20 protein-coding genes and 4 tRNA genes are annotated in these 24,104 nt (G+C 69.4%); 13 read left to right on the top strand and 11 right to left on the bottom strand.

All coding sequences use genetic code 11. The features are described 5' to 3' along the window. Window positions 1–5: 5 nt before the first annotated feature. The 3 genes from hrpA (at window position 6) to ACTWQJ_RS17890 (ending at window position 4,565) form a co-directional block, all read left to right on the top strand. Entirely contained in the window at window positions 6–3,833 is a 3,828-nt protein-coding gene (gene hrpA, locus ACTWQJ_RS17880) for an ATP-dependent RNA helicase HrpA (RefSeq protein ID WP_443307640.1), read from the top strand. 93 nt (window positions 3,834–3,926) lie between these two features. Next, a tRNA-Asp gene (locus ACTWQJ_RS17885) sits at window positions 3,927–4,001 on the top strand. A gap of 363 nt (window positions 4,002–4,364) precedes the next feature. Beyond that, window positions 4,365–4,565: a DUF6274 family protein gene (locus tag ACTWQJ_RS17890; protein ID WP_443307628.1), complete on the top strand. Its 201-nt coding sequence runs from the start codon at window positions 4,365–4,367 to the stop codon at window positions 4,563–4,565. A gap of 399 nt (window positions 4,566–4,964) precedes the next feature. Here ACTWQJ_RS17890 and bldC read toward each other — a convergent pair whose 3' ends face one another. Further along, complete coding sequence (gene bldC, locus ACTWQJ_RS17895) at window positions 4,965–5,171, bottom strand: developmental transcriptional regulator BldC (RefSeq protein WP_003949541.1); 207 nt, start codon at window positions 5,169–5,171, stop codon at window positions 4,965–4,967. A gap of 511 nt (window positions 5,172–5,682) precedes the next feature. Continuing rightward, the gene (locus ACTWQJ_RS17900) at window positions 5,683–6,534 is read right to left on the bottom strand and encodes a hypothetical protein (RefSeq protein WP_443307629.1); all 852 of its coding nucleotides are present in this window, start codon (window positions 6,532–6,534) and stop codon (window positions 5,683–5,685) included. Between the two features lie 222 nt (window positions 6,535–6,756). Between ACTWQJ_RS17900 and ACTWQJ_RS17905 the strand changes: the two genes are divergently transcribed. Then, window positions 6,757–7,857 carry a Leu/Phe/Val dehydrogenase gene (locus ACTWQJ_RS17905; RefSeq protein ID WP_443307630.1) on the top strand — a complete coding sequence of 367 codons (1,101 nt, stop codon included), beginning with the start codon at window positions 6,757–6,759 and terminating at the stop codon, window positions 7,855–7,857. Between the two features lie 302 nt (window positions 7,858–8,159). Then, window positions 8,160–8,411 (top strand): DUF3073 domain-containing protein, encoded by a 252-nt coding sequence (locus ACTWQJ_RS17910; protein ID WP_129798627.1) that lies wholly within the window; start codon window positions 8,160–8,162, stop codon window positions 8,409–8,411. A gap of 155 nt (window positions 8,412–8,566) precedes the next feature. Here the strand turns inward: ACTWQJ_RS17910 and purM are convergent, their stop codons facing one another. From purM to purS, 7 genes are all read right to left on the bottom strand, one after another. Next, the gene (gene purM / locus ACTWQJ_RS17915; RefSeq protein WP_385510631.1) at window positions 8,567–9,637 is read right to left on the bottom strand and encodes a phosphoribosylformylglycinamidine cyclo-ligase; all 1,071 of its coding nucleotides are present in this window, start codon (window positions 9,635–9,637) and stop codon (window positions 8,567–8,569) included. A 34-nt stretch (window positions 9,638–9,671) separates the two neighbouring features. Then, window positions 9,672–11,198, bottom strand: a complete 1,527-nt coding sequence (gene purF, locus ACTWQJ_RS17920) for an amidophosphoribosyltransferase (protein ID WP_443307631.1) — start codon at window positions 11,196–11,198, stop codon at window positions 9,672–9,674. A 61-nt stretch (window positions 11,199–11,259) separates the two neighbouring features. After that, the gene (locus ACTWQJ_RS17925) at window positions 11,260–12,063 is read right to left on the bottom strand and encodes an META domain-containing protein (RefSeq protein ID WP_443307632.1); all 804 of its coding nucleotides are present in this window, start codon (window positions 12,061–12,063) and stop codon (window positions 11,260–11,262) included. A 46-nt stretch (window positions 12,064–12,109) separates the two neighbouring features. Next, entirely contained in the window at window positions 12,110–12,907 is a 798-nt protein-coding gene (locus ACTWQJ_RS17930) for a sterol carrier family protein (protein WP_443307633.1), read from the bottom strand. A 308-nt stretch (window positions 12,908–13,215) separates the two neighbouring features. Beyond that, complete coding sequence (purL, locus tag ACTWQJ_RS17935) at window positions 13,216–15,474, bottom strand: phosphoribosylformylglycinamidine synthase subunit PurL (protein WP_443307634.1); 2,259 nt, start codon at window positions 15,472–15,474, stop codon at window positions 13,216–13,218. Beyond that, window positions 15,471–16,151 carry a phosphoribosylformylglycinamidine synthase subunit PurQ gene (purQ, locus tag ACTWQJ_RS17940; RefSeq protein WP_224739379.1) on the bottom strand — a complete coding sequence of 227 codons (681 nt, stop codon included), beginning with the start codon at window positions 16,149–16,151 and terminating at the stop codon, window positions 15,471–15,473. Before purQ ends, purL begins: the two co-directional genes overlap by 4 nt. Then, window positions 16,148–16,411, bottom strand: a complete 264-nt coding sequence (gene purS / locus ACTWQJ_RS17945) for a phosphoribosylformylglycinamidine synthase subunit PurS (protein WP_129798634.1) — start codon at window positions 16,409–16,411, stop codon at window positions 16,148–16,150. Before purS ends, purQ begins: the two co-directional genes overlap by 4 nt. Window positions 16,412–16,817: 406 nt before the next feature. Here purS and ACTWQJ_RS17950 point away from each other — a divergent pair, with 406 nt between their 5' ends. From ACTWQJ_RS17950 to ACTWQJ_RS17985, 8 genes are all read left to right on the top strand, one after another. Next, window positions 16,818–17,135, top strand: coding sequence for a histone-like nucleoid-structuring protein Lsr2 (locus tag ACTWQJ_RS17950; protein ID WP_409471078.1), 318 nt, complete (start codon window positions 16,818–16,820; stop codon window positions 17,133–17,135). A 145-nt stretch (window positions 17,136–17,280) separates the two neighbouring features. Continuing rightward, window positions 17,281–17,352 (top strand) — tRNA-Gly (locus ACTWQJ_RS17955). Window positions 17,353–17,432: 80 nt separating this feature from the next. Next, window positions 17,433–17,508, top strand: a tRNA-Gly gene (locus ACTWQJ_RS17960). Between the two features lie 130 nt (window positions 17,509–17,638). Continuing rightward, on the top strand, window positions 17,639–18,655 hold the full coding sequence (locus ACTWQJ_RS17965) for an ABC transporter ATP-binding protein (protein WP_443307635.1): 1,017 nt from the start codon (window positions 17,639–17,641) through the stop codon (window positions 18,653–18,655). Then, window positions 18,652–19,419, top strand: coding sequence for an ABC transporter permease (locus ACTWQJ_RS17970; RefSeq protein ID WP_443307636.1), 768 nt, complete (start codon window positions 18,652–18,654; stop codon window positions 19,417–19,419). Before ACTWQJ_RS17965 ends, ACTWQJ_RS17970 begins: the two co-directional genes overlap by 4 nt. Before the next feature lie 20 nt (window positions 19,420–19,439). Beyond that, window positions 19,440–20,774 carry a sensor histidine kinase gene (locus tag ACTWQJ_RS17975; protein ID WP_443307641.1) on the top strand — a complete coding sequence of 445 codons (1,335 nt, stop codon included), beginning with the start codon at window positions 19,440–19,442 and terminating at the stop codon, window positions 20,772–20,774. After that, window positions 20,771–21,379, top strand: coding sequence for a response regulator (locus tag ACTWQJ_RS17980; RefSeq protein WP_443307637.1), 609 nt, complete (start codon window positions 20,771–20,773; stop codon window positions 21,377–21,379). Before ACTWQJ_RS17975 ends, ACTWQJ_RS17980 begins: the two co-directional genes overlap by 4 nt. 23 nt (window positions 21,380–21,402) lie before the next feature. Further along, a tRNA-Gly gene (locus ACTWQJ_RS17985) sits at window positions 21,403–21,475 on the top strand. A gap of 46 nt (window positions 21,476–21,521) precedes the next feature. On the opposite strand, the gene ACTWQJ_RS17990 is transcribed toward ACTWQJ_RS17985, so the two are convergent. Further along, window positions 21,522–22,421, bottom strand: coding sequence for a phosphoribosylaminoimidazolesuccinocarboxamide synthase (locus ACTWQJ_RS17990; protein ID WP_443307638.1), 900 nt, complete (start codon window positions 22,419–22,421; stop codon window positions 21,522–21,524). A 73-nt stretch (window positions 22,422–22,494) separates the two neighbouring features. Next, window positions 22,495–24,000, bottom strand: coding sequence for a N,N-dimethylformamidase beta subunit family domain-containing protein (locus ACTWQJ_RS17995; RefSeq protein ID WP_443307639.1), 1,506 nt, complete (start codon window positions 23,998–24,000; stop codon window positions 22,495–22,497). Window positions 24,001–24,104 lie beyond the last annotated feature (104 nt).

Below are 24,104 nucleotides of genomic sequence, written 5' to 3' on the forward strand. Positions count from 1 at the left end.
CCTAGATCGAGGCGGAGGTCGCCAGGGCCGAGGAGCGGATGGCCGGCCGGCGGGCGCGCGTGCCCGCGGTCACCTACCCGCCCCAGCTGCCCGTCAGCCAGAAGAAGGACGAGATCGCCGACGCCATTCGCGACCACCAGGTCGTGATCGTCGCCGGTGAGACCGGGTCCGGCAAGACGACACAGATCCCGAAGATCTGTCTCGAGCTCGGGCGTGGTGTCCGCGGCATGATCGGGCACACCCAGCCCCGCCGTATCGCCGCCCGTACCGTCGCCGAGCGGGTGGCCGAGGAGCTGGACACTCCGCTGGGTGAGACCGTCGGCTGGAAGGTCCGCTTCACCGACCAGGTGAACCCGGACGCCACCTTCGTCAAGCTCATGACGGACGGCATCCTGCTCGCCGAGATCCAGACCGACCGCGAGCTGCGCGCCTACGACACGATCATCATCGACGAGGCCCACGAGCGGTCCCTCAACATCGACTTCCTGCTCGGGTATCTCGCGCAGTTGCTGCCGAAGCGGCCCGATCTCAAGGTCGTCATCACCTCCGCCACCATCGACCCCGAGCGCTTCTCCCGGCACTTCGGCGACGCGCCGATCGTCGAGGTCAGCGGCCGTACGTATCCCGTGGAGGTGCGCTACCGGCCCCTCCTCGAAGAGGACGGCGACGACGCCGACCGCGACCAGATCACCGCGATCACCGACGCGGTCGAGGAGCTCCAGAGGGAGGGCCAGGGCGACATCCTGGTCTTCCTCTCCGGTGAGCGGGAGATCCGGGACACCGCGGACGCCCTCACCAAGAAGCAGTACCGCTTCACCGAGATCCTCCCGCTGTACGCCCGCCTGTCCCACGCCGAGCAGCACCGGGTCTTCCAGCCGCACGCCGGCCGCAGGATCGTTCTGGCGACCAACGTCGCCGAGACGTCCCTCACCGTCCCGGGCATCAAGTACGTCATCGACCCCGGCTTCGCCCGGATCTCCCGCTACAGCCATCGCACCAAGGTCCAGCGGCTGCCCATCGAGCCGGTCTCCCAGGCGAGCGCCAACCAGCGCAAGGGCCGCTGCGGCCGTACGTCCGACGGCATCTGCATCCGGCTGTACAGCGAGGACGACTTCCTCGCCCGGCCGGAGTTCACGGACGCGGAGATCCTGCGGACGAATCTCGCGTCCGTCATCCTCCAGATGACCGCGGCCGGCCTCGGCGACATCGAGAAGTTCCCGTTCATCGACCCGCCGGACCACCGCAACATCCGCGACGGCGTTCACCTTCTGCAGGAGCTGGGCGCGCTCGACCCCGCCCAGAAGGACGCGCGCAAGCGTCTCACCGACACGGGCCGCAAGCTCGCGCAGCTCCCCGTCGACCCGCGCCTGGCCCGCATGGTGCTGGAGGCCGACAAGAACGGCTGCGTCCGCGAGGTCATGGTCATAGCCGCCGCGCTGTCCATCCAGGATCCGCGGGAGCGCCCGGCCGACAAGCAGACGCAGGCCGACCAGCTGCATGCCCGCTTCAAGGACGAGACCAGCGACTTCCTCGCCTACCTCAACCTCTGGCGGTACATCCGCGAGCAGCAGAAGGAGCGCGGCTCGTCCTCCTTCCGCCGGATGTGCAAGCAGGAGTACCTCAACTTCCTGCGCATCCGCGAATGGCAGGACATCTACACCCAGCTGCGCACGGTCGCCAAGCAGATGGGCATCCACGTCAACGAGGACGACGCCCCTGCCGACCGCATCCACGTCTCCCTGCTCGCCGGCCTTCTCTCCCACATCGGGATGAAGGACGTGAAGGAGTCCAAGGACAGCAGGGACTCCGGCGCGCGCAGGGAGCGCAACGAGTACCTCGGCGCCCGTAACGCCAAGTTCGCGATCTTCCCGGGCTCGGCCCTCTTCAAGAAACCGCCGCGGTTCGTGATGTCCGCCGAGCTCGTGGAGACCTCCCGCCTCTGGGCCCGCGTCAACGCGAAGATCGAGCCGGAGTGGGTCGAGCCGCTCGCCGAGCACCTCCTCAAGCGGACGTACAGCGAACCGCACTGGGAGAAGGACCAGGCCGCGGTGATGGCGTACGAGAAGGTCACGCTGTACGGCGTCCCGATCGTCGCCCAGCGCAAGATCAACTACGGCCGGATCGACCCGGAAGTCTCCCGCGAGCTGTTCATCCGCAACGCCCTGGTCGAGGGCGACTGGCGCACGCATCACAAGTTCTATGCCGACAACCGCAAACTCCTCACCGAGGTAGAGGAGTTGGAGCACCGCGCCCGCCGCCGGGACATCCTGGTCGACGACGAGACCCTCTTCGACTTCTACGACCAGCGGATCCCCGAACACGTCGTCTCCGGCGCCCACTTCGACTCGTGGTGGAAGCGCAAGCGGCACGAGCAGCCGGACTTCCTGGACTTCGAGCGCGAGATGCTCATCCGGGAGTCGGCGGAGGCGGTCACCAAGGCGGACTATCCGGACACCTGGCGGCAGGGCCCGCTGAAGTTCCGGGTCACGTACCAGTTCGAGCCGGGCGCGGACGCCGACGGCGTCACCGTCCACATTCCGCTGCAGGTCCTCAACCAGGTCACGGACGAGGGCTTCGACTGGCAGATCCCGGGCCTGCGGGAGGAAGTGGTCACCGAGCTGATCCGGTCCCTCCCGAAGCCGATCCGCCGCAACTACGTACCGGCGCCCAACTACGCGAAGGCGTTCCTGGAAAGCGCCACCCCCCTCCAGGAACCCCTCACCACCACCATGGCCCGCGAGCTGAAGCGCATGGTCGGCGTCCCCTTCACCGCCGACGACTTCGACTGGTCGAAGGTCCCCGACCATCTGCGCATCACGTTCCGCATCATCGACGAGCGCCGCCGCAATCTGGCGGAGGACAAGGACCTTGAGGCGCTGAAGCTCCGGCTGAAGCCGAAGGCCCGCAAGGCCCTCTCGCAGGCCGCCGCGGCCACGGCCGAGCGTCAGGGCGGCGAGTCCGTCGAGCGCAAGGGCCTGACCGACTGGACGATCGGCACGCTCACCCGCGTCTTCGAGACCCGCCGGGCCGGCCAGCCCGTGAAGGCGTACCCGGCGCTCGTCGACGACGGCGACACGGTCTCCGTACGCCTATTCGACACGGAGGCGGAGCAGGCCGAGGCCATGTGGAAGGGCACGCGCCGCCTGATCCTCCGCAACATCCCGGTGAACCCTGCGAAGTTCGCATCCGAGAAGCTGACGAACGCCCAGAAGCTCGCCCTCTCCGCCAACCCGCACGGCTCGATCCAGGCCCTGTTCGACGACTGCGCGACGGCCGCGGCCGACAAACTGATCGCGGACTTCGGCGGGCCGGCGTGGGACGAGGAGTCGTACCGGAAGCTGTACGACAGGGTGCGCGCCGAGATCGTCGACACGACGGTCCGTACGGTCGGGCAGGTGCAGCAGGTCCTCGCCGCCTGGCAGGCCTGTGAGCGCCGTCTGAAGGGCGTACGCAGCCCCGCGCTCCTGGCAAACCTCCAGGACGTACGGGGGCAGCTGGACGCCCTTGTGAAGCCCGGCTTCGTGACGGAGGCGGGGCTGCAGCGCCTGCCGGACCTGATGCGCTACCTGGTCGCCGCGGACCGCCGACTGCAGCAGATGCCGACGAACGTCCAGCGGGACACCACGCGCATGGAGAAGGTCAAGGAGATGCAGGACGAGTACGCCTGGCTCCTCGAACAGATGCCGCAGGGGCGCCCGGTCCCGTCCTCGGTGCTGGACATCCGCTGGATGATCGAGGAACTCCGCGTCAGCTACTTCGCGCACGCCCTCGGCACTGCGTACCCGGTCTCCGACAAGCGCATCATGAAGGCGATCGACGCGGCGGTCCCGTAACAGAGTGGCAACCCAGGGTGAGTTCGACCAGGACCCCGCCCTCCTGTACAGTTTCTTCTCGCAGCGCAACGCAACAAACGCGCAGCGAAACCTGGTCCTGTGGAGCAGTTTGGAGTGCTCGCCACCCTGTCAAGGTGGAGGCCGCGGGTTCAAATCCCGTCAGGACCGCAGCAAACGAATGAGGCCCGCATCCGCTCAGGACGCGGGCCTCACTCATGCCGCCCAACCCGCTCACCACCCTGCCAAGGTGGGACTGCGGGCCTTACTCATGCCCCGGCGCACGCATCCGGCGCCGGTCGGCGAAATCTCAGCCCGTCTGGGGGTGCCCCCTCTGGGGGAGTTTGAGGACGAGGGCCGTTCAGGGCCGAAGCGGGGTCTGGGGGCCGCAGGCTCCCCAGGGAGCGGTCACCGCAGCGCCGGGTGCCACGAAGCGCCGTTACCGGCGGAGCCCCTCGCCGCCTTGACGGCGTCACATTCGCTCGGTACTCAGAAACCAGGGCAGCGTTTCCCGTACGACCCCGGAGGTGGCGCATGGCGGCATCGGTCAGGCACGAGACGCGGGCGTTGCTCCGCGCGCATCTGTCGGCCGCGTCGTCGTATCGGCATCTGACCCGGCACTGCCCGATCTGCCACCAGCTCCTGCGGCTCGCCATGGCCTCCGCGCCGCGGGCGACGGACGTACCGAAGGAGAGCACCGAGGGCGAGCGCCCCTCGAGTGCCTCCGTCACATGACCAACTCCCTTATCGCACATAGGTCAGAGGCAACAAGCTCCCTGCCATGTGACGGGTGTCACCGCATGAGTTTCTGAAACCGCGGTACTTACCCATCCCCTACAACTGTTCAATTTAATATGTGCAATTGCACCACCGGGGAGGGTGCCCGCACAGCAGCTCCGACACCCCTCCCCAGACTCCGACAAGGCAGCCCACAGGGTCGACCTCCCGCGCACAAAAAAGATCGCGCTGGACCCGGCGGAGTCCAGCGCGATCGACGACGCACCCTGTCAGTTGCCTGAAGACCTTGGGCGTGGACCCTGTTGGGGCAGGATCCGCGTCGGTTGGAGCTTGTTTCGGACGCCACGGCTGGTTGGGGGAACCGGCCGGTTTGCCCGGTTATTCAGTTGTTCAGGTTCAGGCCTCGCTGCGCTGCTGCGGGATGCCCGCGAGCAGTGCGCGGACCTCGGCCTCGCGGTAGCGGCGGTGCCCGCCGAGCGTGCGGATGGAAGTGAGCTTGCCGGCCTTCGCCCACCGCGTGACCGTCTTCGGGTCGACGCGGAACATCGTGGCGACCTCAGCCGGGGTCAGCAGCGGCTCGGCATCAGGGGTGCGAGCGGTCATGAGCGGCCTCCTCGGGAGAACCGAACCTTCTCGGTTCTTTCCTCTAAATTCTGCACCTTGACCCGCGTTGCCCGAAATGGCGGACGCGAGTCGAGTCGGTTATAGGACGAACGGCTTGTCCTCGGCACTACAACTACACCATCTGTCCAGCCGCGTCGGCCAAACCGATGGAATTGCCCTCCCAGGTGTTCATCAGCGACGGAAGCCGATGGACCATGCCATAGCGGACAGTCACGCCGTTGTGACGATCAGTCACAGCGGCGATCTGGAGTCACCAGACCCACCAAAGCGTGCAATGCTGAGATTCCGCCCATAGTTGAGCACATGGGACGGAGAGAGTCCTCCCCGGACTCCTTGTCCTATTTTGGCATGAGGGGGGTCAAGGGGCGCAAGGGACGTGTACGTGCCGTCCGTCACGCTTGTCGCCTCCATCACAGCCTTGACACAAACGCCCAGATCGCGCTCTAGGTCCGTTGTTGAGGCTCCGTAAGGTGCGTCACAGCACAGTACGTCAGTTCGCCGAACGCAGGTCGCGTACCGACCGCCAGCGCTCCACGAGCCGGCCGTACGCCTCGCCCGCCGCGGCCCCGTCGCCGTTGCGCAGCGCCTCGATCCCCTCGGCCACGTCGGCCGCCGAGTGATCGCCCTCCAGCTCGCCGGCCGGCAGGGCGTGCACCAGCCCGCCGTAGTCCAGCTCCACCAGGGAGCGTGGATGGAACTCCTCCAGCCAGCGCCCGACGTCCACGAGACCGTCGATGAGCGGTCCCTCGTCCATGGCGTTCCTGAGGGTGCGCAGGGCGCGGGCCACCCGGCGCCGGGCCTGCACCATGGGCGTGCGGTAGCGCAGCACCGGCGCGGAGTCCTCCGCGCCCCCGGCGCCCTTGTCGTACTGCCGCTCCTCGTCCGAGACCAGGACGAACCAGGTCAGCGGCACCTGCCAGGTCGCGGTGCGGATCCAGGGGCGGGCGTCCGGGTTGAGGGCGAGCCAGCGCTCGTAGTCCTGGGCGGCCTGGTGGCGGACCAGCGGAGGCAGGACGGCGTCCAACAGGGGCGGCGGGACCTCCTCGGCGAGATCACCCAGGGCCTGCCAGCCGCGCAGCCGGGTGCGCCAGGGGCAGACGTGGACCACCCCGTCGGCCTCCAGCACGAAGGCGTCGCGGCTCTCGTGCACCGGCACCGGCACGGGCGGGGTGGGCAGCAAGTCGGCCAGGGAGCGGCGGAGTTCGTCCTGATAGGAGGGGCGGTCGGGGCGGTGGGCGTAGCGGGCCCACTGGCCGCGCTCCGGCTCCGGGAAGGCGGCCAGCGGCTCGTACACGCGCAGGTACGCCGCATACGGGACGATCACCGAGGACACCTTGGGCACGCCTGCTCCCTCCCCCGCCGGCTGCTGGGGAAAACTGCGGAACCCGCCCACAAACGCGCGGGAAAACTATGCAAATCGTCGCACGGACGTACTCCGTCCGGAGGTGATCCTGAGCACTGCTCGGTCGGCGGGGCCACGAGGCTCTAATCTCATGCTCACAGGCCCCCGCCACCACCACGGGAGCCCCGTCAACCGCCGCTACTTACATCAGGAGTCACAACCGTGACCGACGTAACCGGCGCACCTGCTGATGTACTGCACACCCTGTTCCACTCGGACCAGGGGGGTCATGAGCAAGTCGTGCTCTGTCAGGACCGCGCGAGCGGCCTCAAGGCCGTCATCGCCATCCACTCCACCGCCCTGGGCCCCGCGCTCGGCGGTACCCGTTTCTACCCGTACCGGAACGAGGCGGAGGCCGTCGCCGACGCGCTGAACCTCGCCCGCGGGATGTCGTACAAGAACGCCATGGCCGGGCTCGACCACGGCGGCGGCAAGGCCGTGATCATCGGTGACCCCGAGCGGATCAAGACCGAGGAGCTGCTGCTCGCCTACGGCCGGTTCGTGGCCTCGCTGGGCGGTCGGTACGTCACGGCCTGTGATGTCGGTACGTATGTCGCCGACATGGACGTCGTCGCCCGCGAGTGCCGCTGGACGACCGGGCGCTCGCCGGAGAACGGCGGCGCGGGCGACTCCTCCGTGCTCACCGCGTTCGGCGTCTACCAGGGCATGCGGGCGTCCGCCCAGCATCTGTGGGGCGACCCGTCGCTGCGCGGCCGCCGGGTCGGGATCGCCGGCGTCGGCAAGGTCGGCCACCACCTGGTGGAACACCTGCTGGCGGAGGGCGCCGAGGTCTTCGTCACGGATGTGCGCGAGGAGGCCGTACAGCGGGTCACCGAGCGGCATCCGAACGTGCTGGCCGTCGCCGACACCGACGCGCTGATCCGGATCGACGGGCTGGACGTCTACGCTCCCTGCGCGCTCGGCGGGGCGCTGAACGACGACTCCGTGCAGGTGCTGACCGCCAGGGTGGTGTGCGGCGCGGCCAACAACCAGCTCGCCCACCCGGGCGTGGAGAAGGACATCGCCGACCGCGGGATCCTCTACGCGCCCGACTATGTGGTCAACGCCGGCGGCGTCATCCAGGTCGCCGACGAGCTGCACGGCTTCGACTTCGACCGGTGCAAGGCGAAGGCCGCGCAGATCTACGACACCACGCTGGCCATATTCGCACGTGCGAAGGCGGATGGCATTCCGCCGGCCGCCGCGGCCGACCGGATCGCGGAACAGCGGATGCACGACGCCGCCGCGTTGCGGGGATGGTGACGTTCGGCGAGGGCGGCTGACAGGTTTGGGCGGTACCTGCCGGTGGGCACTTGGAGAGAACTCTCACTTCGACCGGCGGGTCGTCCGCCAATAAGTGGTTAAAATCGCCACTGACCAGCGAGGACGGGGCTCCTCGAAGGTCCTGTGCACACGCCCTTCCTGCGGGCGACGTACCGTATGGGCGCGGGCTCAGGTACCGTGGAAGCCCTACGGACCGGCCTCTCCACGGAGAGTCCGTTCCGGATCATGAACGCGTGTCAGACTCTGGGGCCGTCGAGCCCCGTCGTTGAGGGGGTCGAGCCATGGGGCGCGGCCGGGCCAAGGCCAAGCAGACGAAGGTCGCCCGCCAGCTGAAGTACAACAGCGGTGGGACTGACCTCTCACGCCTGGCTGAAGAGCTGGGCGCATCGACGTCGAACCAGTCGCCGAACGGCGACCGCTTCGAGGACGATGAGCAGGACGACGACCTGTATTCACGGTACGCCGACCTCTATGAGGACGACGACGAGGACGACGAGGACGACCAGTCCTCGCAGCATCGTCGCGGCGCGTGATGCCTGCAGCGGCTTAGTCGTGCCTTACCCGGTCCGGGGCTTCGAGCGCCGGACCGGGTTTCGTGCTGCCGCCTCAGGGCTCCGCCCCGGACCCGCTCCTCGAACTCCCCCCACTCTCGACTGCGCTGGAGCAGGGGGATCCCAAAGGGCTCCGTTTACGCGTAGTCACCCACGAGGGCGGCACCGGTCGTGTGCTCACCCCGGTCCGTGATCTCGCCGGCGACCCATGCGTCCACTCCGCGGTCGGCCAGCGTCGCCAGCGCCACCTCGGTGGATTCCTCCGGCACGATCGCGATCATGCCGACGCCCATGTTCAGGGTCTTCTCCAGCTCCAGGCGCTCGACGTCACCGGTCCGGCCGACCAGGTCGAAGACCGGGGCCGGGGTCCAGGTGGAGCGGTCGACGATCGCGTGCAGCCCGTCGGGGATGACCCGGGCCAGGTTGGCCGCGAGTCCGCCGCCAGTGATGTGGCTGAAGGCGTGCACCTCGGTGGTGCGGGTCAGGGCCAGGCAGTCCAGGGAGTAGATCTTCGTCGGCTCCAACAGCTCCTCGCCGAGGGTGCGGCCGAGCTCGGCGATCTCCGACTCCAGGGTCAGGCCCGCGCGGTCCAGCAGAACGTGCCGGACCAGTGAGTACCCGTTCGAGTGAAGACCGGAGGACGCCATGGCGATGACGGCGTCACCCGTACGGATACGATCCGGGCCGAGCAGCCGGTCGGCCTCCACGACGCCCGTACCGGCACCGGCGACGTCGAAGTCGTCCTCGCCCAGCAGACCCGGGTGCTCGGCCGTCTCACCGCCGACCAGGGCGCAGCCCGCCAGCACACAGCCTTCGGCGATGCCCTTCACGATGGCGGCCACCCGCTCGGGGTGGACCTTGCCGACGCAGATGTAGTCGGTCATGAACAGCGGCTCGGCGCCGCACACCACGATGTCGTCCATGACCATCGCGACCAGGTCGTGGCCGATCGTGTCGTAGACGCCCAGCCGACGGGCGATGTCGACCTTGGTGCCGACGCCGTCCGTGGCGGAGGCGAGCAGGGGACGCTCGTAGCGCTTGAGGGCGGAGGCGTCGAAGAGGCCGGCGAAGCCGCCGAGGCCGCCGAGGACCTCGGGGCGCTGCGTCTTCTTCACCCACTCCTTCATCAGCTCGACCGCGCGGTCGCCCGCCTCGATGTCGACGCCGGCAGCCGCGTAGGAAGCACCGGGCACAGCAGTCTCAGACATTGCCTGGGATCTTTCGGGTTGGTTTCTACGGGGCTTACGGGCGACGGATCGCGTCGACGGCAGCCGGGGCGGCCGTACCGGCCGCGAGCTCGGTCTCCAGGAGCTGCTTGCCGAGCAGCTCGGGGTCCGGGAGTTCCATCGGGTACTCGCCGTCGAAGCAGGCGCGGCACAGGTTCGGCTTGGCGATGGTGGTCGCCTCGATCATGCCGTCGATGGAGATGTACGCCAGGGAGTCGGCGCCGAGGGAGGTGCCGATCTCCTCGGTGGTCATGCCGTTGGCGATGAGCTCGGCGCGGGTGGCGAAGTCGATGCCGAAGAAGCAGGGCCACTTCACGGGCGGGGAGGAGATCCGGATGTGGACCTCGGCCGCGCCGGCCTCGCGCAGCATGCGGACCAGGGCCCGCTGGGTGTTGCCGCGGACGATCGAGTCGTCGACGACGACCAGGCGCTTGCCCTTGATGACTTCCTTGAGCGGATTCAGCTTCAGACGGATGCCGAGCTGGCGGATCGTCTGCGAGGGCTGGATGAACGTACGGCCCACGTACGCGTTCTTGACCAGACCCGCGCCGAACGGGATGCCGCTCGCCTCCGCGTAACCGATGGCCGCCGGGGTGCCGGACTCCGGGGTCGCTATGACCAGGTCGGCCTCGACGGGGGCCTCCTTCGCCAGGCGGCGGCCCATCTCGACGCGGGAGAGGTAGACGTTCCGGCCGGCGATGTCGGTGTCCGGGCGGGCCAGGTACACATACTCGAAGATACAGCCCTTGGGCTTCGCGTCCGCGAATCGCGAAGTGCGCAGGCCCTGCTCGTCGATGGCGATGAACTCGCCCGGCTCCACCTCGCGCACGAAGCTGGCGCCGACGATGTCGAGAGCGGCGGTCTCGGAGGCCACGACCCAGCCGCGCTCCAGGCGGCCCAGGACGAGGGGGCGGATGCCCTGCGGGTCGCGGGCGGCGTACAGGGTGTGCTCGTCCATGAAGACAAGGCTGAAGGCGCCCCTGACCTGCGGCAGGACGACGGGGGCCGCCTCCTCGACGGTCAGCGGCTTGCCGTCGGCGTCGACCTGGGCGGCGAGCAGGGCCGTCAGGAGGTCGGTGTCGTTGGTCGCCGCGACCCGGGTGGTGCGGCCTTCCTGCTTGGGCAGGTCGGCGACCATCTCGGCGAGCTGGGCGGTGTTGACCAGGTTGCCGTTGTGGCCGAGCGCGATGGAACCGTGCGCGGTGGCGCGGAACGTCGGCTGGGCGTTCTCCCACACCGAGGCGCCGGTGGTCGAGTAGCGGGCGTGACCGACCGCGATGTGACCCTGGAGGGAACCGAGGGAGGTCTCGTCGAAGACCTGGGAGACCAGTCCCATGTCCTTGAAGACGAGGATCTGGGAGCCGTTGCTGACCGCGATTCCCGCGGATTCCTGGCCCCGATGCTGGAGGGCGTAGAGCCCGAAGTACGTGAGCTTTGCGACCTCTTCACCCGGAGCCCAGACACCGAAGACGCCACACGCGTCCTGGGGGCCTTTTTCGCCGGGAAGCAGATCGTGATTGAGTCGACCGTCACCACGTGGCACGGCTCCGAGTGTAGGCGAGATCGACCACTGGTCCGAATTGGGGATACTCGGCGGTAACCGGTCACTTCCCGGCCGTCGCGGTCATGGACTCGCCGTTTTCGCTGGTCAGCGTGAGGGTGCGGTGCTCCAGGCGGTAGCTGACCGTGCCGTCGAAGAGGCGCAGGAGGCGCTTTTCCGTATCCATGAGTGAGGCTTCGCACATCATGCGGGTGGTGGATGCGGTGCCCAGGGTGATCCGCCCGTCGCGCACGGTGGCCTCGGCGTTGACCTTGTTGCAGGCGAGGCGGCCGCTGACCTTGCCGGGCTTCTCCTCGAAGGTGAGGTACGCCTTGCCCTCGGCGCCCTTCGGGAGGGACTCGGCCACCTCGCCCTCGCCCAGTGCCGTCACCGTCCACTTCGTGCCGTACAGCGGGGCGTCCTGCTCCTCGGTCAGGCGGACGGTGTCGCCGGCGTCGGTGGTGAGGGTGAGGCGGTCGCCGCTGACCTCGGTCTTCAGCGGGCCGTCGGCGAGGGTGCGGGCGAGGTTCTCCTCGAAGGTCATGGGAGCGTCCTCGCAGGCCATCTCGGTCACCGTGGCGTCGCTGAGCCGGATGCGGTCGCCGTCGAAGGCGGCCCGGGCGCTGAAGTGGTTGCAGCCGTAGTTGCCCTGGGCCTCGCCGCTGTCGTCGATCGTGACGTGGGCGTCGGTGGGGGCGTCGTGCTCCTTGCCGTCGACGGTGAGGCTGTCGACGGTCCAGTGCACGCCGGTGACGGGCTTCTGGGCGGCGGCCGACGTGCTGCCCGCCTGTTCACTGCCGCAGGCCGCGGCGAGGGGGACGAGGGCGAGGGCGGCCGTGAGGGTGATGCGCTGCTTCTGCCTGTACATGCCGATTCGACGGGGCGGGTGGGGTGATTGGTTCCCGGTTTTCCGGCTACGACATCAGCGGAAGGAACTCCCCCAGATCCGCCCGCTCCCCGCTCGCGCTGACCTTCGCCTCGCGGACGGCCTCGGTCCACTCCATCCGCCCGGTGGCGAGCCGGAGCCAGGTCAGCGGGTCGGTCTCGACGACGTTGGGCGGGGTGCCGCGGGTGTGCCGGGGGCCCTCGACGCACTGCACGACGGCGTAGGGCGGGATCCGCACCTCGGTCGCCCCGCCGGGTGCCTTCGCGGCGAGCGCGTCGGCGAGCAGCCGGGTGGTGGCGGCGAGGGCCTGGCGGTCGTAGGGGATGTCGAGGCCGGGGACGGCTGCGTTCAGGTCGTCGGTGTGGACGACGAGCTCGACGGTGCGAGTGACGACGTAGTCGGCCAGCGGGAGGGCGCCCGCGCTGGTGGGGAGCAGCCGGGTGCCGGGGTGCGCGGCGAGGTCGGCGGTGAAGCGCTGCTCGATGCCGGCGAGGTGGGCGTCCAGGTCGGGATGCTGTTCGGCCAGGTGACGGGCGGTGTCGGCGATGCCCGGGGCGTCGGCGGCTATCGCGAACGGCCAGTCGAGCAGCCGCGCGTCCTGCCGCGGGGGCTCGGCCTCGCTGAGCAGTCGGCCGACCGCCGCCAGGGCCATCCCGGTGTGCACGATCAACTCCCGCACGGTCCAGTCACCGAGGCGGGTGGGAAGTGCCAGCTGCTCGGGGGTGAGGCTGCGAACGGCCTCCCGTACGTTGCCGAACTGGGCGAGCACGGCTGCGCGGGTCTTGGCGGGGTCGTAGGTGCGGGGGCGCTTCTTGGCCGGGGGCATGGTCGGAGCCTAGTTCTTCCCTCGGAAGGTCGACGGGCCCGGGAACTTCACGTCCGTGCAGGCGCGCCGCTCGGCGACAGCGGTGACGTAGGCCCGGAACACCTGCTCCATCTCGGCTGCCATCAGGCGGTCGTAGCCGAAGGCGCGTTCACGGACTTCCGCACGCCGTCAGGTATCTCCCCCGCTCCCCGTACCTCGCTCCCCACGCATCGCCAGGTTTTGCTGAAGCTACCGGCAGCCACTGACCGTGCGGACACCAGAAGGCCCCGCCCGGCAACCGGACAGGGCCTTCGAGGTTGTGCGAGTGGTTACGCCAGCAGCGCCGGAATCGTCTCCTCGTGGGCCTCGCGGAGCTCCGTCAGGGAGAGCGCGAACTCGCCCTGGACGTCGACCGCGTCGCCGTCGACGACACCGATGCGGGTGGCCGGGAGGCCGCGTGCGCCGCACATGTCGTTGAAGCGGACCTCCTCCGAGCGCGGGACGGCGACGATCGCGCGGCCGGCCGACTCGGAGAAGAGGAAGGTGAACGCGTCCAGACCGTCCGGCACGACCAGACGGGCACCCTTGCCGCCGAGCAGCGCCGACTCGACCACGGCCTGGATGAGACCGCCGTCGGACAGGTCGTGCGCGGAGTCGATCATTCCGTCGCGGGAGGCGGAGATCAGGATCTCGGCGAGCAGCCGCTCACGCTCCAGGTCGACCTCGGGCGGCAAGCCACCGAGGTGGTCGTGGACGACCTGGGACCAGGCCGAGCCGCCGAACTCCTCCCGCGTGTCGCCGAGGAGGTACAGCAGCTGCCCCTCCTCCTGGAAACCGACCGGCGTGCGACGAGCGACGTCGTCGATCACGCCGAGGACCGCGACGACCGGGGTCGGGTGGATGGCCGCCTCGCCCGTCTGGTTGTAGAGCGAGACATTGCCGCCGGTCACGGGCGTGCCCAGCTGCTGACAGGCGTCCGCCAGGCCCCGTACCGCCTCCGCGAACTGCCACATCACCGCCGGGTCCTCGGGCGAGCCGAAGTTCAGGCAGTCGGAGACGGCCAGCGGCTTCGCGCCGGTCGTCGCCACGTTCCGGTAGGCCTCCGCGAGGGCCAGCTGAGCGCCCTTGTACGGGTCCAGCTTGGCGTACCGGCCGTTGCCGTCCGTCGCGATGGCGACGCCGAGGCCGGTCTCCTCGTCGATGCGGATCATGCCGGAGTCCTCGGGCTGGGCGAGGACGGTGTTGCCCTGCACGAAGTGGTCGTACTGCGAGGTGATCCACTTCTTGGAGGCCTGGTTCGGGGACGCGACCAGCTTCAGGACCTGGTCCTTCAGCTCCTGCGAGGTCTCCGGGCGCGGGAGCTTGCCCGCGTCGTCGGCCTGGAGGGCGTCCTGCCAGGACGGGCGGGCGTACGGGCGCTCGTACGTCGGACCCTCGTGGGCGACCGTCCGCGGGTCCACGTCGACGATCTTCTCGCCGTGCCAGAAGATCTCGAGGCGGTCACCGTCGGTCACCTCACCGATGACCGTCGCGATGACGTCCCACTTCTCGCAGATCTCGAGAAAGCGGTCGACCTTGCCCGGCTCGACGACCGCGCACATGCGTTCCTGCGACTCGCTCATGAGGATCTCCTCGGGCGAGAGCGTGGAGTCGCGCAGCGGTACGTCGTCGAGGACGACCGTCATGCCGCCGGAGCCGTTGGAGGCGAGTTCGCTGGTCGCGCAGGACAGGCCCGCCGCGCCCAGGTCCTGGATGCCGACGACCAGCTTCTCCCGGAACGCCTCCAGGGTGCACTCGATGAGGAGCTTCTCCTGGAAGGGGTCGCCGACCTGGACGGCGGGGCGCTTGGAGGGCTTGGCGTCGTCGAAGGTCTCGGAGGCGAGGATCGACGCGCCGCCGATGCCGTCGCCGCCGGTCCGAGCGCCGTACAGGATGACCTTGTTGCCCGCGCCGGACGCCTTCGCGAGGTGGATGTCCTCGTGCCGCATGACGCCGATGCACCCGGCGTTGACCAGCGGGTTGCCCTGGTAGCAGGGATCGAAGACGACCTCGCCGCCGATATTGGGCAGGCCCAGGCAGTTGCCGTAGCCGCCGATACCGGCGACGACGCCCGGGAGGACGCGCTTGGTGTCGGGGTGGTCGGCCGCGCCGAAGCGCAGGGGGTCCACGACAGCGACCGGCCGCGCGCCCATCGCGATGATGTCGCGCACGATGCCGCCGACGCCCGTCGCGGCGCCCTGGTAGGGCTCCACGTACGACGGGTGGTTGTGCGACTCGACCTTGAAGGTGACCGCATAGCCCTGGCCGACATCGACGACACCGGCGTTCTCGCCGATGCCGACGAGGAGGGCGTCGGACTCGGGGGCCTTCTCGCCGAACTGACGGAGGTGGACCTTGGAGGACTTGTAGCTGCAGTGCTCGGACCACATCACCGAGTACATGGCGAGTTCGGCGCCGGTCGGGCGGCGGCCGAGGATCTCGACGACCCGCTCGTACTCGTCCTTCTTCAGGCCGAGTTCGGCCCAGGGCAGCGCGACGTCGGGGGTCGCGGCCGCGTGCTCGACCGTGTCCAGAGGCGTCCTGCTCATGCGTTGACCAGCTTCTTGAGGATCGAGGTGAAGAAGGGGAGGCCGTCGGTGCGGCCGGTGCCGACGAGCGGCTCGACGGCGTGCTCCGGGTGCGGCATCAGGCCCACGACGTTGCCGGCCTCGTTGGTGATGCCGGCGATGTCCCGAAGGGAACCGTTCGGGTTGAAGTCCAGGTAGCGGAAGACGACCCGGCCCTCCGCCTCCAGCTGGTCGAGCGTGTACGAGTCGGCGACGTACCGCCCGTCCATGTTCTTCAGCGGGATATGGATCTCCTGGCCGGCCGTGTAGTCGCTGGTCCAGGCGGTGTCCGCGTGCTCCACTCGCAGCTTCTGGTCACGGCAGATGAAGTGCAGATGGTCGTTGCCGAGCATCGCGCCGGGCAGCAGATGGGCCTCGGTGAGAACCTGGAAGCCGTTGCAGATGCCGAGGACCGGAAGACCGGCCTTCGCCTGCTCGATGACGGTCTCCATCACCGGCGAGAAACGGGAGATGGCCCCGGCACGCAGATAGTCGCCGTAGGAGAAACCGCCGGGCAGCACCACGGCGTCGACCTGCTTCAGGTCCTTGTCCTTGTGCCAGAGAGCAACAGGCTCGGCGCCGGCGAGCCGGATCGCACGCTGTGTGTCCCGGTCGTCGAGGCTGCCAGGAAAAGTGACGACGCCAATACGTGCGGTCACTTCGCAGCCCCCGCGACTTCCTCCACCTTGACGGTGAAGTCCTCGATCACGGTGTTGGCGAGGAAGGATTCCGCAAGCTCGTGGATGCGGGCGAGCGCGGCCTCGTCGACCGGCCCCTCAACTTCCAGTTCGAATCGCTTTCCCTGACGTACGTCCGAGATCCCGTCGAAACCCAGCCGCGGCAGTGCGCGCTGCACCGCCTGGCCCTGGGGGTCGAGGATCTCCGGCTTGAGCATGACGTCGACTACGACGCGTGCCACTGGCACTCCCGGTGTGTGGTGCTGAGCAGGTTCCTTCAGACTACCCGCACAAAATTTCTACGCGGGTAGAGTTGTAGGAAGCTACGGGCTGATCATCACGATCCGGCATCGGAGCGACCCGTTCACGAAAAGTTCCGGGAAAGATCCAGGATCCGCACGCGATGACTATTGCGCCCAACCGCCTCCCCCCACCACCCTCAATCGAAGTCGCCGCGCTCCCCCCTTGAATCCTGGACACGCGGGGAGATTTACTCGGGCTTCACATTGCTTTGCCGAGCACTGTACAAATGAATTGGCAATAGCCGATACTTTCCCCGATAACTGGCCGACAGCCGACATCTCCGCGGCATCTCCATGACGTCTTGGCACGTCATCACCGAGGTGCCGCACGAAGGGACCGATATTCGTGGCGCAGCGTGTCGTGGTCACTCTCTTTGACGACATCGACGGCTCGGAAGCGGCGGAAACGATCGCCTTCGGACTCGACGGCAAGTCGTACGAGATCGACCTGAACGAAACCAATGCCAAGAAACTGCGTAAGGCGCTCGAGCCGTACGTGGAGGCCGGCCGCAAGCGGTCGAAGTCGGGCAAGGCCTATCGGCAGACGGAGGTCGCCCCCCACCCGGCGGCCGTTCGGGCCTGGGCACAGGCCAACAAGATGGACGTACCCGCGCGGGGCCGGATCCCGAAGAAGGTCTACGAGGCGTTCGCCGCGGCCCAGTAAGCCCGCACCGTGGAGGTGGACGGGCTCCGGGCTCGGCCGCTCACGCGCCCCTCGCAAGAGCCGACTTGCGCAGCACCCCTGGTGATCAGCTAGAGTCTGGAGCACGCCGAGGGGCGAGGCGGAAAAGCCCAGCCCACGGAGTCATGCGGGTGTAGTTCAGTAGTAGAACATCCCCCTTCCAGGGGGAAGGCGCAGTGTGCGATCCCTGTCACCCGCTCTGCATCGCCGTCCCGACCACTCAAGTGGATCAGGTAGGCTGGTGCTCGCACCGGTCAGTGAAAGCTGATCGGGAGCAATGCGGACGTAGCTCAGTTGGTAGAGCGCAACCTTGCCAAGGTTGAGGTCGCGAGTTCGAGCCTCGTCGTCCGCTCCAGTCACAAAGGCCCCGGTCATCGACCGGGGCCTTTGGCGTAGGTGCGGATGGCCGACGTCTGACATTTGTCATCCCGAGTGGTGACACCGTGCACTCCTGCCGGGCCGCGGCCGCCGGGATGCTTGTGGTCATGAACACGAAGGAACACGAGCACGTGATCGAGGTCACCGACCTGAGGCGTGTGTACGGGGGCGGGTTCGAGGCTGTGCGCGGGATCACGTTCCACGTGAAACGTGGCGAGCTCTTCGCGCTGCTGGGCACCAATGGCGCCGGCAAGACCTCCACCGTCGAACTGCTGGAGGGGCTCGCGGAGCCCGCCGGAGGCCAGGTGCGGGTGCTGGGGAGTGATCCCTACACCGAGCGGGCCGTCGTCCGGCCGCGGACCGGGGTCATGCTGCAGGAGGGCGGCTTTCCGTCGGAGCTGACCGTCGCGGAGACCGTGCGGATGTGGGCGGGCTGTACGAGCGGGGCAAAGAGGGGTGCGCGGCGCAGCCGCTCGTTGGAGGGGTGGCGGCGGGAGACGGGCGGGACGGTGGACGAGGCGCTGGACCTCGTGGGGCTCGGCCCGCGGTCCGGCATACGCGTGAAGCAGCTGTCCGGGGGTGAACGGCGGCGCCTGGACCTGGCGCTCGCACTGCTCGGCGATCCCGAGGTGCTGTTCCTGGACGAGCCGACGACCGGGCTGGACGCCGAAGGGCGACGGGACACCTGGGAGTTGGTCCGCAGGCTGCGGGACACAGGGACGACGGTCCTGCTGACCACGCACTACCTCGAGGAGGCGGAGGGGCTGGCCGACCGGCTGGCGATCATGCACAAGGGGCGGATCGCGGCCACCGGGACACCGGCCGAAGTGACGGCGTCACAGCCGGCCCGGATCTCCTTCGAGCTGCCCCAGGGCTACTTCCTGGGAGACCTGCCGCCCCTCGGTGAGCTGGGGGTCGTCGGGCACGAGGTGGACGGGCGGGCCGTACGACTGCGGACGCATGAGGTGCAACGGGCGGCCACCGAGCTGCTGGTGTGGGCCCGGGACACCGGGGTCGAACTGCGAGGGCTGGATGTGCGGTCGGCCTCGCTGGAGGAGGCGTTCCTGCAGATCGCCGGGCGCGGTGCCGCCGCCGAGGCGGAGAAGGCGGAGGTGGCCGCATGACCACGACCGTCACGGCTCGGATGAGTGCGCTGGCGCGGGCCGAACTGACCCTGCTGGTACGCAGCCGGGCCACCCTCGTCACCGCGGTTCTCGTGCCCCTGCTGCTGCCGCTGAGCGTGCGCTCCGCCATCGACGGGATGGACCTGGCGGACGCCGGGCTCACGGTCGGCACCGTGCTCCTGCCCGCCGCCGTCGGCTTCTCCCTGCTCTTCGCGGTCTACGCCGCCCTCACCAACGCCTATGTCGTCCGCCGCGAGGAACTCGTGCTGAAACGGCTGCGCACAGGGGAGCTGCACGACCGGGAGATCCTCGTCGGCGCCGCGCTGCCGGCGACCGGGATCGGGCTCACCCAGTGCCTGCTGCTCGCGGCCGGCTGCACGGTCCTGTTGGATCTCGGGGCACCGCCCGCTCCTCATCTCGCCGTTGTCGGGGTGCTGTTGGGGCTCGTGCTGTGCGGGGCGCTGGCAGCGGTCACGGCCGGGTTCACCAGGACCGCCGAGAGCGCCCAGGTGACCAGCCTGCCGATGATGTTCGTGTCCATGCTCGGCTCGGGCGTCACCGTCCCGCTGGAACTGCTCCCCGACCGGCTGGCCTCGGTGTGCGAACTGCTGCCGCTGACACCGGTCATCACCCTGGTGCGCGGCGGCTGGACCGGGGACCTGTCCACCTACGAGGCGCTGGGCGCCGTGGCGACCGCACTGGCCTGGACCGTGCTCGCGGTGTTTGCTGTACGGCGATGGTTCCGCTGGGAGCCGAGGCGCTGACGAACGGGGGGAGCGGGGCATTGCGCGGGCCGGGGAGCTGGTGGCGGGGCAAGAGCACACCGGCGAAGGTCGAGACGTACACCCGGTGGTCGTTCCACTTCTTCGCGGTGATCGAGATCCTCACGATCGGGATCCCGGCCGTCGGCGAGGCGGGGCCGGGGCTGGGGAGCTGGCTCCTGCTGATGGTGTGCGTGCACGCCGCGACCTGCGCCGTGACCGCCTCGCGGGCTCTGGACTGGACGCGCGGCAGGCGCGAGCAGCCGGTCCGGCTGCTGTGGACGCTCGGGGCGGTCAGCACGGTGATCTCCGTCACCGCGCTCGTACTCGTGAAGCACCTCCCGGTCCGGGGCGAGGCCGCCACCGCCCCGGGCGCGGTCTTCGGGGTCGTCCTGATCTTCGGTGCCGGCAGCATCGCGCTCGGCATCCGCAGCCGGCGGCGGGTGTTCGCGGTCGTGGCCGGCTGCGCAGCGGGCGCCGGAGCGGTGTCGCTGCCACTGGGGACCCCCTGGGGAGCCGCCCTGATCGGGACGTTCGTGGTGCTGCTCGGGGGCGGGCTCCTCGCCTTCACCTCCGTCTTCTCCGTCTGGCTGCTCAACGCCGTCTACGAACTCGACGCCGCCCGCGAGACCCGGGCGCGGCTCGCCGTCGCGGAGGAACGGCTGCGGTTCGGTCGGGATCTGCACGATGTGATGGGGCGCAACCTGGCCGTGATCGCGCTGAAGAGCGAACTGGCCGTGCAGTTGGCCCGACGCGGCCGGGCCGAGGCGGTGGAGCAGATGATCGAGGTGCAGCGGATCGCGCAGCAGTCGCAGCGCGAGGTACGGGATGTCGTACGGGGGTATCGAGAGATCGACCTCGGGGCGGAACTCGCCGGTGCGCACGGGGTGTTGACGGCCGCCGGTATCGAGTGCGAGGTGACCGGGGAGGTCACCGGGCTGCCGGGGGAGGTGCAGTCGGCGCTCGGATGGGTCGTGCGGGAGGCCACGACGAATGTGCTGCGGCACGGGGACGCCGGGCGATGTGTGGTGGGGCTGCGGGTGAAGGAGGGGACTGTGGTGCTCACGGTGGAGAACGACGGGGTCACCGACGGGGGTGCGGGCAGTGAGGGTTCGGGCAACGGGGGTTCGCAGGGCCGCAGTGCGGCGGGCGACGGTGCGGGCGGTCTGCGGGCCGGGGGCGGGAGCTCGGGGCCTGCCGGGCTGCGGGCCGCGGGCGGGGGCTCCGGTCTCGCCGGGCTGCGGGAGCGGCTGACCGCGGTCGACGGGACGCTGGCGGCAGGCCCGGTCGGTGGCGGGGTGTTCCGGCTGGTGGCGGAGGTGCCGTTCACGGGGGCCGACTGCGAGGTCGCCTCGTGACCGTGCGCGTACTGCTCGCCGACGACGAGCATCTGATCCGGGGTGCGCTCGCCGCGCTGCTCTCCCTGGAGGACGACCTCGTGGTCGTCGCCGAGGCGGCGAGCGGGCCGGAGGCGCTGGCGATGGCGCGGGCGCACGAGCCGGATGTGGCCGTGCTCGATCTTCAGATGCCCGGCGCGGACGGTGTGAAGGTGGCCACATCCCTGCGTGCCGAACTGCCCGGCTGTCAGGTACTGATCGTGACCAGCCACGGGCGGCCAGGGCATCTGAAGCGGGCGCTCGCGGCGGGTGTGCGCGGGTTCGTCCCGAAGACGGTCAGTGCGCAGCGGCTCGCTGAGATCATCCGCACGGTGCATGCAGGAAACCGGTTCGTGGACCCCGATTTGGCCGCCGACGCGATCTCCGCCGGGGACTCGCCGTTGACCGCACGCGAGGCCGAGGTGCTGGAGCTGGCCGCAGACGGGGCGCCCGTCGCGGAGATCGCCCAGCGGGCCGCGCTGTCACAGGGGACCGTACGGAACTATCTGTCGTCGGCCGTGTCGAAACTCGGGGCGGAGAACCGTCATACGGCGGTACGGCTCGCCCGCGAGCGAGGTTGGGTATAGTTGCTCTTGCGCCACGGCGCACTGCGGACGTAGCTCAGTTGGTAGAGCGCAACCTTGCCAAGGTTGAGGTCGCGAGTTCGAGCCTCGTCGTCCGCTCTGGACAAAGACCCCGGTCATCACGACCGGGGTCTTTTTCGTGCCGTCAGCTCCAGGTGGTGCCCGTCAGGCGCTCGTACGCCTCCACGTACTTGGCCCGGGTCGCGTCCACGACCTGCTGCGGCAGCGGAGGCGGCGGCTGCTCGCTCGTGCGGTCCCAGCCCGACTCGGCGGAGGTCAGCCAGTCGCGGACATACTGCTTGTCGTACGACGGCTGCGCGCGGCCCGGCTGCCACTGGTCGGCCGGCCAGAAGCGGGAGGAGTCCGGCGTGAGGACCTCGTCGGCGAGAACCAGGGTCTCGTTCTCGAAGCCGAACTCGAACTTGGTGTCCGCCAGGATGATCCCGCGGTCGCGGGCGATGTCGCGGGCGCGGGAGTAGACGGCGAGGGTGGCCTGGCGCAGCTGGGCGGCGGTGTCGGCGCCGACCTGGCGGACGACCTCCTCGTAGGAGACGTTCTCGTCGTGCTCGCCGACCTCGGCCTTGGTAGCGGGCGTGAAGATCGGGGCGGGCAGTTCGGAACCGTCGACGAGGCCTTCGGGAAGGGCGAGGCCGCAGACGGTACGGGACTCCCGGTACTCGGCCAGGCCCGAGCCGGTGAGGTAGCCGCGGGCCACGCACTCCACCGGGATCATCTGCAGCGACTTGCAGACCAGAGTGCGGCCGGCCCAGTCGGCGGGGGCGCCCGGCGGCAGCTCGGTGCTCAGGACATGGTTCGGGACCAGGTCGGCGAGCTGGTCGAACCACCACAGGGAGAGCTGGGTGAGGACGCGGCCCTTGTCGGGGATCTCGGTCGGCAGCACCCAGTCGTAGGCGGAGATACGGTCGCTGGCGACCATCACGAGGTCGCCCGCCTCGTTCTGGTACAGCTCGCGCACCTTGCCGGTGTGCAGATGCACCAGGCCCGGAACCTGGATCGGCTCGGGCTTTTCTACGAATCCGGACACGGTTCCTCCCCGTGGTTCTGTCCAATGGGTCGATTCTCCCGTATGCCGGGATGAGCGTGGACAGCGGGTCAGGTCAGTCACGTTTGCAGATGCGGTCCAGGAGGTTGGCCGTGGCCCGTTGGATACGGGCGTCCACGTGGCCGGGGCGGTCCAGGGCGGGGGACCAGGCGAACGTCCCGGCCGCGAAGACGAGGGCCCCCGAGGGGGCGCGGTACAGGGACGTCTCCTGGTGGCGGAGCACGCCCTCGCTGTCGGTGTACGGGGAGTGGGCGAGCAGGACACGCTCGTCGTGGTCGGGGAGCGGGGCGCGCGGGAAGTAGCGGTCGGCCTCCCCCGCGACCAGGCCCTCGATCTCGTCGCCCTCGTGCGCGCCGGTCGCCTCCCACAGCCAGTGGTCGGCGTTGCGCACGATCAGGGGGTGCGGCTCGGGGACGCGGCCCGCGTACTGGATGCCGATCAACTGCTGCTCCGGGCGGTCGACTTCACGCCACAGCACCGGCCTGCCCGGGCCCTTGCGCTTGCGGCAGGTGAGGAGACGGTCCGGGGTGCCGGACGGTGCCGGGCCGAGCTCCACCTGCCAGTACATGGTGTTGGAGGAGAGGAAGACCAGGGACGTGCCGTACTCCCGGGCGAGTTCCACGGTGCGGCGCATGCTCGTCGACCAGTACTCGTCGTGGCCCGGGAAGACCAGGCCGCGGTAGCGGGTGGGGTCGACACGGCCGGCGTGCAGGTCGCGGGCGTCGGCGTAGGCGAGGTCGTAGCCGTAGCGCTCGGCCCAGCGGATGAAGTCGTAGGCGTGGCCCACATGGAGGGGCAGGCCCGCGCCCGCGTACGGCCGGTCGAAGGAGACGGTGGTCGCGGCGTCGGCCTCGCCGAGCAGCCGGCCGTGCTCGTCCCAGGCGTGGTAGAGGCTCGCGCCCGTGCGGCCGTCCTCCGGGTAGAGGTTGTACGCCTGCCAGGTGATGTCCGGGAGCAACAGGAGCAGGTCGGCCGGGTGGTGGTGGCGGACCGTGAAAGGGACGTGGGAGCGGTAGCCGTCGGCGGTGGTGAGGACGGCGACGTAGGCGCCGACGCTCCAGTACGACGGGATCTGGAGCCGCCAGGACAGCCACCAGTGGTGGCAGGAGACCGTGCGGTCTGCGGTGAGCGGCGGGGGCTGCACGATGCCTGACAGCCGGGGGCTGGTGGTGATCTTGGCGGCGCCGTCACCGCCGTAGTGGCCGATGCGGTAGATGTCTACGGCGAACTCCTGGGGCGGGTCGACGGTGATGTGGAAGTCGACTGCCTCGCCGGGGGCGGCCGCGCCGGTGGACGTGAAGCCCTTGATCTGGCGGTGGACGTCGTCCGCGGAGCGGGGGCCGCCGGCGGAACGGGGGGCGGGGACGCGGGGGGTGCCGGTTGCGGTGGGCGGGGGCTGCTGGCCGGGGGCCGGGTCCACGTACCAGGGGACGACCTGGCCGGTGTCGTCGAAGTACGTCTCGCTGCCGCGCAGCCAGGGGACCGGGCCCTGGCCGAAGGGATCCGTCACGGCGTGTGCCAGTGCTCCCGACTCCCAGCGGCGGATCTGCTCCGACCCCATCGTCGCTTCCCTCCCTCGGGCCCCGTTTTGTTGTGTCGTGCTGCGGGTGCGTGCGTGTCCTGCGGTGCTCGTCCTATGTCGAGCGCTCTTGCCATGTGCGCGTT

Origin of the sequence: Streptomyces sp. KR55, from assembly GCF_052245645.1 — a bacterium.
GTDB lineage: Bacteria > Actinomycetota > Actinomycetes > Streptomycetales > Streptomycetaceae > Streptomyces > Streptomyces flavusporus.